Raw genomic sequence first — 14,083 nt, 5'->3', positions numbered from 1 at the left:
TTAGGACATGGCGGTATAAGCTGGCTTGAGCGCGGTCTTCGGTTGACCCTCCCATATCCTGCCGTCAAGATAGCCCCATTCGCATTTAAGGCCGCTGATGAAGGGCATGCACCCTGAGCAGCCGTGCCGTTTTGCGGGAGTAAACTTCCCCCTGTATCAAGGAGACGAGGAATCCATGAAGGTTCTTGTTGCTGTCAAGCGAGTGGTTGACTACAACGTCAAGGTGCGCGTTAAGGCCGACAACTCCGGTGTTGATCTGGCCAACGTGAAAATGTCCATGAACCCCTTTTGCGAAATCGCGGTAGAAGAAGCGGTGCGCCTGAAAGAAAAAGGCGTGGTCACTGAAGTGGTAGTGGTATCCATCGGCCCCAATGCCGCGCAGGAGCAATTGCGTACTGCCTTGGCTCTGGGTGGTGATCGCGCCATTTTGGTGGAAACCGAAGCCGAGGTAGGTTCGCTGACGGTAGCCAAGCTGCTCAAAGCGGTGGTGGATCAGGAGCAGCCTCAGTTGGTGATTCTGGGCAAACAAGCCATCGACAGCGATAACAACCAAACCGGCCAAATGCTGGCGGCTTTAACCGGGTTTGCCCAAGGCACCTTTATCTCCAAGGTAGAAGCAGCGGAAGGCAGCTTCACCATTACCCGTGAGATTGACGGCGGTCTGCAAAAATTGGCGCTCAAATTACCCGCCATTTTGACCACCGACCTGCGCCTGAACGAGCCCCGTTACGCATCCCTGCCTAACATCATGAAGGCTAAGAAAAAACCACTGGATGTGGTCACTCCCGAATCCTTGGGCGTTGAAATCCGCTCCACTTTAGAATTGGTCAAGGTGGAAGCTCCTGAAGAGCGTAAACCCGGCATTAAAGTGGCTTCCGTGGCGGAGTTGGTGGATAAACTGAAAAACGAGGCAAAGGTGATCTAAATGGCGATTTTGGTTATTGCTGAACACAACAACAGCGCGCTGAACCCAGCGACTCTGAACACTGTGGGCGCAGCCAGTGCCATCGGTGGTGATATTCACCTTTTGGTGGCGGGTTCAGGTTGTGCGGCGGTTGCTGAAACGGCTGCTAAGATTGCCGGTGTCAGCCAAGTGTTGCTGGCGGATGATGCCGCCTATGCCCATCAACTGCCGGAAAATGTGGCTCCTTTGATTGCTGGTATCGCGCCCAGCTACAGCCATGTATTGGCTCCCGCCAGCACCAACGGCAAAAACTATCTGCCCTGCGTGGCGGCTTTGCTGGATGTCGATCAAATCTCCGACATCATCGCCGTGCTGTCTGCGGATACCTTTAAGCGTCCCATTTATGCCGGTAATGCTATTGCCACCGTGCGCTCTTCCGCGCTGATCAAGGTAATTACCGTGCGTACTACGGCCTTTGAAGCTGTAGCGGCTGAAGGTGGTTCCGCCAGCGTGGAGGCGGTTGCTGCTTTGGCTGATTCAGGCAAGTCGAGCTTTATCAGCGAAGACATTGCTAAGTCCGACCGCCCTGATCTAGGTTCGGCAAAAGTGATTGTGTCCGGTGGTCGTGGCCTGCTAAGCAGCGATAATTTCCAACTGCTGTACACCCTAGCCGATAAATTAGGCGGCGCAGTAGGTGCTTCTCGTGCAGCAGTGGATGCAGGCTTTGCGGCTAACGACTTGCAAGTCGGTCAAACTGGCAAAATCGTGGCTCCTGATCTGTACATTGCGGTGGGGATTTCCGGTGCCATCCAGCATTTGGCGGGCATGAAGGATTCCAAGGTCATCGTGGCCATCAACAAAGACCCGGAAGCGCCGATTTTCCAGGTAGCGGATTACGGTCTGGTGGCGGATTTGTTTGAGGCCGTTCCAGAGCTGACTCAGGCGGTCTAAGCGGTTTGAGGGTGGGCTGTGCCTGCCCTCAGCCTCTGAGTTACATCAGGCTGGGTATGATTTGGCCAACACTTTTGATTTCGGTTTTGATGCGGTATCTCAGCGCCTGTTTTCCAGTTTTTAGCAGCGCATCACAGCTAATTCCGTACAGATGGCGGATGTTAATGCGGCCATCCAAAGTACAGCTCCCCTCAACGTCCTCTGTGATAGGCATTGGTTTAGGCAGACTGCTGTCCAGAATATAAGCCTTTTTCAGATGCACTACGGCCCGGCCAGCTTCTACTTCAAAATCCATCTTACCGCCACCAAAACCTAGGGGGCTGAGCTGGTTATCCGTGTCCACAATTTGCAGGATCACCTGTCCCTCGTCAGTGAGGGTTAGGGTAATAAAATCACATCGAATGGCCTGCAAGTGTCGCTCCTCAGGTGCACGCGGGACTTCCTGTTTAAAGTAGGAGGTATCACAGCGAGCATTATAGAGATAGGTTTGTGCAGACAGAGGGCTACTCAGCAACCCCATACACAGAGAGAGAAGATAACGCATATTCATGGAGGTATTGGCTAAGCCTAAGCGACGGAAGCCCTGATCGAATGGGGCTGAGGAATATCAAGATGATATTGGCTTGAGGGATAACCGGAAAGGGGCTGCAAGGACGCAGGAGGCTCCGCAAGCAAAACTTGCGGAGCGGATAACACTAAATTCAGCTCAACCGCTACTTCACTTCAACCGCTAAGGACTCAGCGATTTTCTTTTTCCACTCAGCCGGGCCGGTGTTGTGGACGGAGATACCGGTGCTGTCTACCGCAACAGTAACCGGCATGTCGACCACGTCGAACTCGTAGATGGCTTCCATACCCAGCTCTTCGAAGGCCAGAACTTTGGACTTCTTGATCGCTTGGGCCACGAGGTAGGCAGCACCACCCACCGCCATCAGATAGACAGCTTTGTTGTCTTTGATGGCTTCGATAGCAATCGGGCCACGCTCGGATTTACCGATCATACCCAGTAGACCGGTGCTTTCCAGAATCTGACGGGTGAACTTGTCCATACGAGTGGCGGTGGTGGGGCCAGCGGGGCCAACCACTTCGTCGCGTACGGGATCGACTGGGCCAACGTAGTAAATAAAGCGGCCTTTGAGGTCAACCGGCAGGGTTTCGCCCTTGTTGAGCATGTCGACCATGCGCTTGTGCGCCGCGTCACGGCCAGTCAGCATTTTGCCATTCAGCAGCAGGGTTTCGCCTGGCTTCCAGGTCAGTACATCGGCTGGGGTGACGGTGTTCAGGTCAACACGGCGGGCGCTGGGGCCAGCTTCCCAAACGATGTCGGGATAGGCAGACAGCGGAGGCGCTTCTTGAGCGGCTGGGCCGGAACCATCGAGCACGAAGTGGGCGTGACGGGTGGCAGCGCAGTTGGGGATCAGGCACACCGGCAGGGAAGCGGCGTGGGTGGGGTAATCCTTGATCTTCACATCCAGAACGGTGGTCAGACCGCCCAGACCCTGAGCACCAATACCCAGTTGGTTGACCTTCTCGAACAGCTCCAGACGCAGCTCTTCAACACGGTTTTTCGGGCCGCGCGCTTTCAGTTCGTGGATGTCGATTTCTTCCATCAGGGACTCTTTGGCCAACAGAGCGGCTTTCTCAGCCGTGCCGCCGATACCAATGCCCAGCATGCCGGGTGGACACCAGCCCGCACCCATTTCAGGAACGGTTTTCAGTACCCAATCGACGATGGAGTCGGAGGGGTTGAGCATGCCCATTTTGGATTTGTTCTCAGAGCCGCCGCCCTTGGCTGCTACGTCGACTTCTACCTTGTCGCCGGGGACGATGGAGTAGTGGATGACCGCCGGGGTGTTGTCCTTGGTGTTCTTACGCGCACCGGCTGGATCGGCCAGAATGGACGCACGCAGGACGTTGTCGGGGTTGTTGTAGGCGCGACGTACGCCTTCGTTGATCATGTCGTCTACGCTGAGGGTGGCACCGTCCCAACGCACGTCCATACCCACTTTGACGAACACGGTCACGATGCCGGTATCTTGGCAGATCGGACGGTGGCCCGTGGCGCACATGCGCGAGTTGATCAGAATTTGGGCGATGGAGTCACGGGCAGAAGGCGACTCTTCCTTCAGATAGGCCTCGTGCATGGCCTGAATGAAGTCAACGGGATGGTAGTAGGAGATAAATTGCAGGGCATCAGCGACGCTCTGAATCAGATCTTCTTGCTTAATCACGGTCATGCAACACGTCCTCTTGGTCAGGGCCGGTAACGACAGCGCATAGCGTCAAGGAAACTCAACGCACGCTTGGAAGGTGCGGCAGTATAGCGCGCGTATTAATCGAGAACACCCGTTGTACGGCGCTATACAACCACCTTCTGGCAGCATGCCACGAAAGTCTTACCGGCTGTATATGACCATTGGAGACCGATTGTCGTGTCCCTCGCTTTACCAAAGGCAATGGGGGCCGATGTCCTCCAGAGTGCGACAACCGGTGAAGGCCATAGTCACTTCCAGCTCGGCGCGCAGTAGGTGCAGCATGTGGGCGACACCTAACGCTCCGGCTGTGGCTAAGGCAAAGATGTAGGGTCGGCCCACCAATACAGCATCTGCGCCTAGGGCCAAGGCTTTAAACACATCGGTGCCGCGTCGAATGCCGCCATCCATCAGCAGGGGAATGCGTCCACCTACGGCGGTGGCTACGGCAGGCAGTGCATCCAAGGTGGCCGGTAGAGTATCCAGAGTGCGTCCGCCGTGGTTGGAGACAATCAGGCCATCGGCTCCTTCCTCTAGTGCACGTCGTGCATCTTCAGGATGCAAAATGCCTTTGAGTAGAATGGGAAGCTGGGTCTGTTGGCGTAGCCAGCGAATGTCTTCCCAGCGGGTGGCGTACTCCAACAAAGGCGTACCCATAAGGGCCGGGCTACCGATATGAGTTGTGGGTTGATTCAGGCTGCGCATGCCTTTTAGGTTCACTGCTTCAATACCTGTCGGGAGGCTAAAGCCAGCGCGCTGTTCGCGATTACGCAGGCCATTCACGGGTGCATCAACGGTCACTACCAAAGCCTGATACCCCGCAGCTTCCGCCCGCTGCACGAGCTGTTGGGTAAAGTCTCGATCCGGCTGAATGTAGAGCTGAAACCACAGGGGCGTTTGCGCCTGTTGCGCCACCTGCTCCAGTAAAGTGCTGGATTGAGTGCTGAGTACCATGCCCGCCCGCGCTGCCGAGGCGGCTAATACTGTGGCCAGTTCCCCCTCTGGGTGTACTAGCTTTTGATAGGCCACGGGGGCTACAAAAATAGGGTGCTCAAAGTCTTGGCCGAACAGGGATAGACGGGTATTGCCGCCCCGTAGATCGCCTAACACCCGGTTACGCAGTTTCTGACGGCTGAAGGCAGCGCAATTGTCGTTCAGGGTTAGCTCATCAGCCGCGCCACCGGCCATGTAAGCCCAAGCGTTGGCGGTCATGTGCAAGGGCGCACGGGCCTCATAGTCGCTGACAGCGGCCAATTCGGTGGGAATTTGATGCAACGGGGGATGGGGTACGGAGGTCATAAGGATCTCAACGCAGGTCTAGGCGTTTTCTGTATCGGGTGATACAGGCACAATTGTGCCCTTCCTTGAGTGGCCAATGCTGGGTTTTTGGCCTGTCTTTTCTCCATTTTGCGATCTGGCTATCGCAACAAAGGATTTCTGGTGGAAACACTTCTTAAAAGCCTGTTGTCGATCCTACACACTAAACAAAGGCGTTTAGCCGCTGCGGTCATTGCGGCTTTGGTTTCTGCGGTAACAGCCTATTTGGGTTTGCGCCCTCAACCTGAGGTTCAGACCTTCGAGCAGGCTAAGGTGGCGCTGCGGGAGCAGGTGTACTACGACCAAAACAGCAAAACTAATCCGGGGACATTTTACTGTGGCTGCCGCTGGGAATGGGTGGGGCGCTCCGGTGGGCGGGTTGATTTAGCTTCCTGTGGCTATCAGGTGCGCAGCCAACAAACCCGCGCTGAACGCACTGAGTGGGAGCATGTGGTTCCAGCTTGGGTGTTTGGTCACCAACTGCAATGCTGGCAGAAAGGCGGTCGCAAAAACTGTAAGGACACCGATGCCACCTTCCGGCGCATGGAAGGCGATATGCACAATCTGACTCCCGCCATTGGAGAGGTGAATGCCGACCGTAGTAACTACTCCTACGGTATGTTGTCGTCTTCGGTGCCCAAATCCTATGGATCTTGCCCTACGCGGGTGGATTTCAAAAATCGAGTGGTGGAGCCGCGTGATGCGGTGAAAGGGCAAGCGGCGCGTATCTATTTTTATATGCACGATCGTTATGGCTTGAATATGTCACGTCAGCAGCAGCAACTCTTTATGGCTTGGGATCGGCAGTTTCCGGTGTCGGATTGGGAACGCGAACGCGATCGGCGCATTGCTAAGGTGCAGGGAAACAGCAATCCTTTTGTAACCGGCAAACGCACTTGGGTACTGGATGCCAAAGCCTCTGATGTAGCCGAAGTGCCTCCTATTGAGGAGGATGAGGATAATCCTGAATCCAACAGCACCGTGGCGGCTCAGACAGCGCCCATTGTAGGGAACCGCAATAGCCGCGTGTACCATCTGCCCGAAGGCTGCCCCAGTTATGAGCGCGTAACCGGCGATACTCGGGTGGAGTTTCGTACTGTTGCCGAAGCAGAAGCCGCTGGGTTTAAGAAGGCCGGTAACTGCCGTTAGGGGCTTTGGGCTAGTCACTCAATTGGGGTCAATACCCTTAGGTATTGGCCCAGTGGCGCAGTAGGTTGTGATACAGGCCGGTTAGACGGTCTTCGGATTTACAGTGTTGGAAAATTTGAACAGGATTGGCCTGTACCCTGCGGAGCTTAGCGTGTGGAGTCTATTGGAATAGAGCTGTTAGCGCTCTTTGTGTTATTGGGTGGTGTAGCGGGCTGTGTGGATGCCATCGCCGGTGGGGGAGGCTTGATCATGGTGCCCATGCTGTTGGCCAGTGGATTACCGCCCACGGCGGCTTTAGCCACCAACAAGCTAGGTTCGGTGTCTGGGGCTTTGGCAGCTACGGTGCATTTTGTGCGCGTGGGGCAGTTATCGTTACGCAGTGCATGGCCTTTGGCGCTGTTGGCCTTTGGTGGTTCGGTGTTGGGCTGCTGGCTGTTAACCCGTATTGATTCAGCCGTACTAGCGCGCCTGATTCCGGTACTGCTGATTGCCTTTGCGCTGTACTTTGCTTTCTCCCCGCAGTTGGGGCAGGTGGACAGCCAGCGCCGTTTATCTCCCCTGAGTTTTGCGGTGCTGGTGCCCTCCCTTATTGGTTTTTACGATGGTTTTTTTGGGCCGGGCACCGGAGCTTTTTTAGCCATGGCCTTTGTGCTGCTGGCGGGCTTTAATCTGGTTAAGGCCACAGCCCACGCCAAGTTGCTGAATTTTTCCAGCAATCTGGGCGCATTGTTGTTTTTTATCGGCTACGGCAGCATTCATTGGGACATAGGTTTAGCCCTGACGGTGGGGCAATTGCTGGGCGGTACGCTTGGGGCGCGTTTGGCCATTCGGGGCGGCCAGCGCCTGATTCGCTGGGTGATGGTGGTGATGTCGTTAGCGATTTCAATCAAGTTGTTAGGAGCTTAAGATGCATTTCAATACAAGGACGTTGCTGTTAGCGGCCTTATTATTAACCGGTGGTGCTGGACTACAGGCGCGGGAGGCATTTACGGCGGCTGAAGTCACTGCCTGCCATTACCAGCGTTTAATCTCGACTCAGCCTTTGCCACAGGCGGAACTGGCGTTATTCAGCCGGATGCTGCCTAAGGGTGGGGATTTGCACCACCACTATTCTGGTTCTGTGTACGCGGAAACCTATTTAGATTGGCTGAAAACAGCGGGCTATTGCGTTTACCAAACCGATATTCCAGCCAAGGGCGCTTATCAGTACCGCATTGAAACCCAACCCGAACGCCTGAGCGCCGCTGAGCGTCCGCTGTGTTTGGATGCGGATGCCATCCAAAGCAACGAAGCCTTCCGTGTAGCCCTGCTGATGACCTGGTCAAATCGGGATTATGGCAACCACATCCACCAGCAAAAATCCCCGGATCGGCAGTTCTTCGACACCTTTGGCTATTTTGGGCCGGTATCCGATCAAAATTACCGTGCCGGTCTGTTGCAGTTGAAACAACGGGCTGCGGACGAAAATCAGGGCTATCTGGAAACCATGCTTACCAGCAGTCCGCGTCCTAAAACCAATCTACAGGGACTGCTAGAAACGCAAGGAACTGAATTGCCCGAGACTGGCTTTACGTTAGCCTTGCAGGCTTTAAGGGCTGATCGCAGTACTCAGCAAGCCATTACTGACTATGTACAGCAACTTCAATCCGCCGCCGCAGGTTTGGATGATGCCCAGTTCCGGTTGCGCTTTCAGACCTATGTGTCGCGCAATGCCGCTCCAGAAGCCGTCTTTGCTCAGATTTACACCGCTTTTGCCGCCGCTGACCAAAGCTCCCTGATTGTCGGGGTAAACATGGTGGGGCCGGAAAACGGCGTGATTGCCTTGCGTGATTACAGCCTGCACATGCGTATGCTGGGTTTTATGCGCCAGCACTTCCCGAAGGTTCCGGTGGCTTTGCACGCGGGAGAGTTAGTGCTTGGGTTGGTGCCGCCGGAGTCATTGCGCTCCCATATTCGGGAGGCGGTGGAGGTGGCCGGAGCCCAACGCATCGGGCACGGTATTGATATTGCCGAAGAGCGCAACGCCCCCGAACTCTTGCAGCAACTGCGGGCTAAAAACATTGCGGTTGAAATTAATCTGACCAGTAATGCCTTTATTTTGGGCGTAAAAGACGCAGCCCATCCGCTGCGGCTGTATGCGCGTTATGGCGTGCCCTTTGTGATTTCTTCGGACGATATGGGCGTATCGCGAGTCAGTCTGAGCGAGGAATATCTGCTGTACATCAGTCGCTACCAACCGAGCTACAGCCAGTTGCGGGAGACAGTGTTCAACAGCATTCGCTATGCCTTTTTGAATGAGACGGAGAAGAGCGACGAGCTAAGCCGTTTAGAACGTCGCTTTGCAGATTTTGAGGCGCAGATACAGCGCTTGGAGGCTCAGGCCGTAACCCGCACCGCTCAGAGCTGCGTGCAGGCTACGATACCTTGAGGGGTTAAACCAAATGATCCCCCACGCGCAAAATTTTCAGTGTGTTAGTGCCACCCACGCTGTGGTAGCTATCGCCTTTGGTCAGCAGCACCCAGTCACCGGGTTGCACAATGTTGCGCTTTAACAGCTCATCTACCGCTGCTTGGCTCATTTGACTGGTCAGATAAGCTTCGGGGGTAAAGGGGATGGTTTGCACTCCGCGAAATAACGCCACTCGTGCTTGAGTCTGCCGACTGGGGGTAAAGGCAAAGATTGGTACTGAGGAGCGAATACGCGACATGATTAAGGGCGTGTATCCGCTCTCCGTCAGGCTGATGATGGCCTTAATGCCGGGGAAGTGATTGGCGGTGTACATGGCGGCGAGGGCGATGCTTTCGTCGCAGCGCTCAAACTCCTGACCTAAACGGTGGTTGGAGGTGATGCTGGTGGGATGTTTTTCTGCCCCCAGACACACGCGGGCCATCGCCTTAATCGCCTCGACCGGATAATCCCCCGCTGCACTTTCCGCCGACAGCATGACCGCATCGGTGTAATCCAGCACCGCATTGGCCACGTCCGATACTTCGGCGCGGGTTGGCATGGGGCTGTGGATCATGGATTCCATCATTTGGGTGGCAGTGATCACCACCTTGTTGTAGCGCCGTGAATGCAGAATGATTTTTTTCTGAATCCCTACCAATTCCGCATCGCCGATTTCTACGCCTAAATCGCCTCGGGCTACCATTACTCCGTCGCTGGCCCGGATCAGAGCGTCCAGCGACTCGTCGTCCGCTACGGCTTCAGCGCGCTCAATTTTGGCAATCAGCCAAGCCGAGGAGCGCGCTTCATCGCGCAGACGGCGGGCCAGTTCCATATCTGCTGCATCACGCGGGAAGGAGACGGCCAGATAATCCAACTCCATTTCCGCCGCCAGTTTGATATCAGCTTTGTCTTTCTCCGTTAGGGCTGGGGCGGTCAAACCGCCACCGCGCCGGTTAATGCCTTTGTTATCGGAGAGTGGCCCGCCAATGAGCACGACACAGTGCAGTTCATCCTCAGTGGTTTGTTCAACCCGCATTACCACGCGGCCATCGTCCAGCAACAATTCATCGCCGACTTTGCAGTCTTTGACCAGATCGGGGTAGTCGATGCCTACGACTTCTTGGGTGCCTGCATCGCGCGGATGAGTAATAGAAAAGCGAAAATGATCGCCTTCCTGTAGCTCAATGCGCTTATGGGTAAACTTGGCAATGCGAATTTTAGGGCCTTGCAAGTCACCCAGCAGGGCAACAAAGCGGCCGTGTTTGGCTGCCAGCTCGCGCACCAGTTTGGCGCGGGCTTTATGGTCATCGGGGCTACCGTGGGAAAAATTTAGGCGAGCTACATCCAGCCCGGCGAGGATCATTTTCTCCAGCACCTCCGCTGTACTGCTGGCTGGGCCGAGGGTGGCGACGATCTTGGTGCGGCGTAAGCTCATATCAGGCTCCTTGTAGTACCGATGAGCAGGCTAGTATGCCTATAGACTTTAGTCATGCTGAGGCTAGGGGCGTGTAGCTGATGAAGCAGGAGTGCGCCAAGTATCGGCACTGGGCGCAGCAATAGGACGGGCTTTTCCCGGAGGTTGGTAATGTCCTAACTGTTCTAAGGTTTCTAAACGAGCGCGGGCACGGAAGGAAAATTCGCTGGAAGGGTACTTCTGAATCATGAACTCGTAGGTTTTGATCGCATCTGGGAATAGGGCTTGCCGTTCTAGGCAAAGGCCGCGTAATAGGGCTATTTCAGGGCGCACCGGGTCGCTGTATCGCCCGTAGCGACTGGCCTGAGAGAGGGATAGCATTACCTGCCCACAATCACCTGCGCTGTAGGCTTCATAAGCATCATCCAATGCTCGGTGCTGTGCTCCTTGACTGGTGCAACCTAAGAGGGGGAGCAAAGCTACGCCAAGCAGGATTGAAATACGCATAGGGTCTCCTTGAATACCCCTTGGGAAAAGGCAAAACATGAATAGTTCTTGTAAAGCGCTTGGGTGAGCCCCACATTAGCTTGCTCTGCCCATTGAGGTGCATTTTGTTACCAGCACACAGGTTTTGTCTCATTTAGGTGTGTTTGAATGGTAGTCCATCTGTTTAGGTCTTCTGATCCTAAGTGATCCATACTGAATGATCGAACAGCTGAGGAAACTGTACCTACAGAAAACCTCTCTAAGGAAGCAGTTCCTATTTTGTTAAACCAAGGAGTAAAAACATGCTTGACTGGCTGAAAAACAACGTAGCAGCAGCGCGTGAAAGCCTCTCTACCGAGATCACCAAGTTTAAAAATCGTGAGTTTATGGATGCTGTGGTCGCGGGTTGTGCCTTGGTTGCCGCCGCAGATGGCAGCATCAGTGCGGCTGAAAAGCAAAAAATGGTGGGCTTTATCCAAAACTCCGCTGAGTTGAAGGCATTTGACCTGAAAGAGGTCATTCAGTCGTTCCAAGATATCAGCGGCAAGTTTGAGTTTGATAGCGAGATTGGCCGTGCTGAAGCTCTACGCATTGTGGGCAAACTGCGGGGTAAAGAAGACGCAGCCCGCCTGCTGGTGCGTGTGTGCTGTGCGATTGGTAATTCAGACGGTGAGTTTGATGTCAAAGAGCAAGCAGTGTGTCGTACTATCGCTACCGAGCTGGGCCTAAACCCTGCCGACTTTGATCTCTGATCGCTTGGGTTTTATTCGGTAGCCCCGCGCTGAGGCGCTAGGCTACCGAAGTACCCTGGCTTGGGCTACGGCTGTTGGAAGGCCGTAGCCTTATGCATAGGCCGTAGGCAGCTCAATCCGTACCCGCAAACCGCCCAGAGGGCTTTGTTCCAACGCCCATTGGCCATTCCAAGCGCTGATAATGTCACCCACAATATCAAGGCCAAGGCCGTGTCCGCTTGGGCGCTCATCTAAGCGGGCTCCGCGTTGCATGGCTTGTTGACGCTGTTCTGGCGCAATACCGGGGCCATCGTCATCCACGGTTAAACGGTAGCCAAGGGTAGTGGACTGTATCTCCAAATGGACTTGAGTCTTGGCCCATTTGCAGGCGTTATCCAGTAAGTTCCCCAACAACTCCAGCATATCCTCTCGATCGCGGGGGAGTTGGCATCCTTGGGGCGCTTGCCAACTCAGGGTTAACTGAGTGCCGTGGATCATATTCAGGGTTTTGAGCAGGGCCGGAATTTCGCTTTGGCAGTCAAAGTGGCTGCCCGGTAATACGTCCGTGGCCAGTCGAGCTCGATTTAACTCTAGGGATACCCGTTGCTGAATCTGCTTTAGCTGTTCGCTGAGGCTGGCTTTCAGGGTCGGATGCTGGCGTAGCTCTTCGTGCTGAATCAGGGTATTGAGCACGGCTAAAGGCGTTTTTAATGCGTGCCCCAGATTGCCGAGGGCATTACGGGAACGTTTGAGGGTGATGTCTGTGTGATCAAGTAGATGGTTGATTTGCTCGACCAGAGGCTGTAGTTCATCGGGAACGGAGGGATCGAGTTTTTGGCGCTGTCCCCGTTGCAATTGCAGGATTTGCCGCCGAGCTAACTCCAAGGGGCGCAAGGCGGAAGCCATCACATAGCGCTGTACCACCAGTAAAATCAGCAAGGCTGCACCTACCAGTAAAAAGCTGATCAAACGGATGCGTTGAAAGCTTTGCAGAATGGGGGTGTAGTCTTGGGCCACGGTAATGACGATATTTTGCCCCGCGCGCCGGTAGCTGCCCCGATAGGTCAAAAGGTGCTGATTTTGCGGGCCTTTGATTAGTTCTGCGCCTAAGCCTAAGGCTTCGGGCCAGTCAGGTGTATTGTCCCATAGGGAGCGCGAACGCCAAACCTGATTGGGGAGCTGGATGTGGAAGTAATAACCTGAGAATGCCCTGCGATAGCGCGGGTTAATGCGTGTAGCATCCAACTGTAACCCTTGAGTGCCCTGTACCATAGCACTGAGCAGCCCTTCAGCCTCTTCAGCGAGGTGGACTTTAAGGGTGCTTCTAAGCTCGGACTCCAGCAGCCAGAGGCTGCTTTGCAGCAAGCAAACTCCAACTACCAGCAAGCTAAGGATTAATCCAAAGCTAAGGCGATGCTGTATGGATTTCACGGGTGCTTGCCTGTAAACCTGTAGCCTTGGCCCCGGCGGGTTTCGATCAGTTCCCGACCTAATTTACTGCGTAGCCGGTTGATGTGTACTTCGATTACGTTGGAGTCGCGTTCGGTTTCGCCGTCGTACAGGTGTTCGGCCAGTTGAGACTTAGAGAGTAATTGATCCGGATGCAGCATAAAGTAGCGCAGCAGGCGAAATTCACCAGCTGTGAGTTCGACTTCTTGGTTTTTGCAGTGGCAGATTTGCCGGGTTTCATCTAAGGCTAGCCCGCCTACTTCCAGTAAGGGTTGGTTAATCAAGCCTTTAGTGCGACGTAGCAGTGCCTGAATGCGTAATAGCAACTCTTCGGGGTGGAAGGGTTTAGTAAGATAATCATCGGCTCCCGCTTTCAAGCCTTCGATGCGTTCAGCCCAAGAGCTGCGGGCCGTTAGGATAAGTACCGGAGCATTGAGGCCTCGGGAGCGCCAGTTCGCTAACACCTCTAAACCGGGTTTACCGGGTAATCCAAGGTCTAAGATGATGAGGTCGTAGGGTTCTGAGGTTCCCTGGTAGTCGGCATCCCGTCCATCTGTCAGCCAGTCTACGGCGTAGCCGTTGCGTTTGAGGGCGGCTGAAATCTCGTCAGCCAGCTCCACCTGATCTTCCACCAGCAATAAGCGCATTAATCGTCCTCTTTATCGCTTATCAAGCGTCCGGTACGGGCATCCAACTCCAATTCACGAGCAAGTCCTTCAGCCGTGAGTAAGTCAATCTCATACACATAGTGGCCGTGGTGTTCTTCCAAATCTACTTCCAGCAACTGTGCGTTGGGATAAATTCTGCTGATGCTGTGCAGTAGCTGCTCTAGCGGCATAATCTGCCCCTCACGCGTGAGCTTTAACGCTTCGTCCTGATCCAAGTCCCGCCCTGCTGCGAGTGAGGTGGTGAGTATCCACAATACAGGCAAGAGGGCTAAGGCGGACTTCAGCATAGGTAATTCCAGATAGTATTCAGGCG

The 14,083-nt window shown here is 54.6% G+C and carries 15 protein-coding genes; 6 read left to right on the top strand and 9 right to left on the bottom strand.

The window, feature by feature from the left end; genetic code table 11:
• The first annotated feature begins 175 nt into the window (after positions 1 to 175).
• A complete protein-coding gene (locus LX59_RS12560) occupies positions 176 to 925 on the top strand; it encodes an electron transfer flavoprotein subunit beta/FixA family protein (RefSeq protein WP_144572319.1) in 750 nt (249 codons plus the stop codon).
• Positions 926 to 1,855, top strand: a complete 930-nt coding sequence (locus tag LX59_RS12555) for an electron transfer flavoprotein subunit alpha/FixB family protein (protein ID WP_144572317.1) — start codon at positions 926 to 928, stop codon at positions 1,853 to 1,855. It abuts the gene before it with no gap.
• Between the two features lie 40 nt (positions 1,856 to 1,895).
• On the opposite strand, the gene LX59_RS12550 is transcribed toward LX59_RS12555, so the two are convergent.
• The 3 genes from LX59_RS12550 to LX59_RS12540 form a co-directional block, all read right to left on the bottom strand.
• Complete coding sequence (locus tag LX59_RS12550; RefSeq protein ID WP_144572315.1) at positions 1,896 to 2,267, bottom strand: hypothetical protein; 372 nt, start codon at positions 2,265 to 2,267, stop codon at positions 1,896 to 1,898.
• Positions 2,268 to 2,568: 301 nt separating this feature from the next.
• Complete coding sequence (locus LX59_RS12545; RefSeq protein ID WP_144572313.1) at positions 2,569 to 4,092, bottom strand: fumarate hydratase; 1,524 nt, start codon at positions 4,090 to 4,092, stop codon at positions 2,569 to 2,571.
• 207 nt (positions 4,093 to 4,299) lie between these two features.
• A complete protein-coding gene (locus LX59_RS12540) occupies positions 4,300 to 5,406 on the bottom strand; it encodes an alpha-hydroxy acid oxidase (RefSeq protein WP_144572312.1) in 1,107 nt (368 codons plus the stop codon).
• Positions 5,407 to 5,625: 219 nt separating this feature from the next.
• Here LX59_RS12540 and LX59_RS12535 point away from each other — a divergent pair, with 219 nt between their 5' ends.
• Positions 5,626 to 6,573, top strand: coding sequence for an endonuclease (locus tag LX59_RS12535; RefSeq protein ID WP_246118754.1), 948 nt, complete (start codon positions 5,626 to 5,628; stop codon positions 6,571 to 6,573).
• A gap of 37 nt (positions 6,574 to 6,610) precedes the next feature.
• On the opposite strand, the gene LX59_RS16170 is transcribed toward LX59_RS12535, so the two are convergent.
• Positions 6,611 to 6,688 carry a hypothetical protein gene (locus tag LX59_RS16170; protein WP_170234377.1) on the bottom strand — a complete coding sequence of 26 codons (78 nt, stop codon included), beginning with the start codon at positions 6,686 to 6,688 and terminating at the stop codon, positions 6,611 to 6,613.
• A 38-nt stretch (positions 6,689 to 6,726) separates the two neighbouring features.
• Between LX59_RS16170 and LX59_RS12530 the strand changes: the two genes are divergently transcribed.
• Together LX59_RS12530 and LX59_RS12525 are read left to right on the top strand one after the other, a co-directional pair.
• Positions 6,727 to 7,479, top strand: coding sequence for a TSUP family transporter (locus tag LX59_RS12530; protein ID WP_211354857.1), 753 nt, complete (start codon positions 6,727 to 6,729; stop codon positions 7,477 to 7,479).
• Position 7,480: 1 nt separating this feature from the next.
• Positions 7,481 to 9,001 carry an adenosine deaminase family protein gene (locus LX59_RS12525; RefSeq protein ID WP_144572310.1) on the top strand — a complete coding sequence of 507 codons (1,521 nt, stop codon included), beginning with the start codon at positions 7,481 to 7,483 and terminating at the stop codon, positions 8,999 to 9,001.
• Between the two features lie 4 nt (positions 9,002 to 9,005).
• Here LX59_RS12525 and pyk read toward each other — a convergent pair whose 3' ends face one another.
• Together pyk and LX59_RS12515 are read right to left on the bottom strand one after the other, a co-directional pair.
• Positions 9,006 to 10,457 carry a pyruvate kinase gene (gene pyk / locus LX59_RS12520; protein WP_144572308.1) on the bottom strand — a complete coding sequence of 484 codons (1,452 nt, stop codon included), beginning with the start codon at positions 10,455 to 10,457 and terminating at the stop codon, positions 9,006 to 9,008.
• 63 nt (positions 10,458 to 10,520) lie between these two features.
• Complete coding sequence (locus LX59_RS12515) at positions 10,521 to 10,943, bottom strand: tetratricopeptide repeat protein (RefSeq protein WP_144572306.1); 423 nt, start codon at positions 10,941 to 10,943, stop codon at positions 10,521 to 10,523.
• 281 nt (positions 10,944 to 11,224) lie between these two features.
• On the opposite strand from LX59_RS12515, the gene LX59_RS12510 reads away from it, so the two are divergent.
• Positions 11,225 to 11,674, top strand: a complete 450-nt coding sequence (locus LX59_RS12510; RefSeq protein WP_144572304.1) for a tellurite resistance TerB family protein — start codon at positions 11,225 to 11,227, stop codon at positions 11,672 to 11,674.
• A gap of 90 nt (positions 11,675 to 11,764) precedes the next feature.
• Here LX59_RS12510 and LX59_RS12505 read toward each other — a convergent pair whose 3' ends face one another.
• Genes LX59_RS12505 through LX59_RS12495 form a run of 3 tightly spaced genes read right to left on the bottom strand, consistent with a single transcriptional unit; the run spans position 11,765 to position 14,057 of the window.
• Complete coding sequence (locus LX59_RS12505) at positions 11,765 to 13,084, bottom strand: ATP-binding protein (protein WP_144572302.1); 1,320 nt, start codon at positions 13,082 to 13,084, stop codon at positions 11,765 to 11,767.
• The gene (locus LX59_RS12500) at positions 13,081 to 13,749 is read right to left on the bottom strand and encodes a response regulator transcription factor (protein ID WP_144572300.1); all 669 of its coding nucleotides are present in this window, start codon (positions 13,747 to 13,749) and stop codon (positions 13,081 to 13,083) included. The genes LX59_RS12505 and LX59_RS12500 overlap by 4 nt, the downstream gene beginning before the upstream one ends.
• Positions 13,749 to 14,057: a PepSY domain-containing protein gene (locus tag LX59_RS12495; RefSeq protein WP_144572298.1), complete on the bottom strand. Its 309-nt coding sequence runs from the start codon at positions 14,055 to 14,057 to the stop codon at positions 13,749 to 13,751. The genes LX59_RS12500 and LX59_RS12495 overlap by 1 nt, the downstream gene beginning before the upstream one ends.
• Between the last annotated feature and the right edge of the window lie 26 nt (positions 14,058 to 14,083).

The organism is Azomonas agilis, from assembly GCF_007830255.1.
Classification (GTDB): Bacteria; Pseudomonadota; Gammaproteobacteria; order Pseudomonadales; family Pseudomonadaceae; genus Azomonas; species Azomonas agilis.
Note: the sequence above shows the minus strand (reverse complement) of the source record. Positions and strands in the feature narration are given on the sequence as shown.

What these genes read in the sequence shown, in the direction of transcription:
- LX59_RS12545 (WP_144572313.1), bottom strand. Translation starts at nt 4,092, where the DNA reads ATGACCGTGATTAAGCAAGAAGATCTGATTCAGAGCGTCGCTGATGCC.
- LX59_RS12560 (WP_144572319.1), top strand. Translation starts at nt 176, where the DNA reads ATGAAGGTTCTTGTTGCTGTCAAGCGAGTGGTTGACTACAACGTCAAG.
- LX59_RS12555 (WP_144572317.1), top strand. Translation starts at nt 926, where the DNA reads ATGGCGATTTTGGTTATTGCTGAACACAACAACAGCGCGCTGAACCCA.
- LX59_RS12500 (WP_144572300.1), bottom strand. Translation starts at nt 13,749, where the DNA reads ATGCGCTTATTGCTGGTGGAAGATCAGGTGGAGCTGGCTGACGAGATT.
- LX59_RS12525 (WP_144572310.1), top strand. Translation starts at nt 7,481, where the DNA reads ATGCATTTCAATACAAGGACGTTGCTGTTAGCGGCCTTATTATTAACC.
- LX59_RS12510 (WP_144572304.1), top strand. Translation starts at nt 11,225, where the DNA reads ATGCTTGACTGGCTGAAAAACAACGTAGCAGCAGCGCGTGAAAGCCTC.
- LX59_RS12515 (WP_144572306.1), bottom strand. Translation starts at nt 10,943, where the DNA reads ATGCGTATTTCAATCCTGCTTGGCGTAGCTTTGCTCCCCCTCTTAGGT.
- pyk (WP_144572308.1), bottom strand. Translation starts at nt 10,457, where the DNA reads ATGAGCTTACGCCGCACCAAGATCGTCGCCACCCTCGGCCCAGCCAGC.
- LX59_RS12495 (WP_144572298.1), bottom strand. Translation starts at nt 14,057, where the DNA reads ATGCTGAAGTCCGCCTTAGCCCTCTTGCCTGTATTGTGGATACTCACC.
- LX59_RS12540 (WP_144572312.1), bottom strand. Translation starts at nt 5,406, where the DNA reads ATGACCTCCGTACCCCATCCCCCGTTGCATCAAATTCCCACCGAATTG.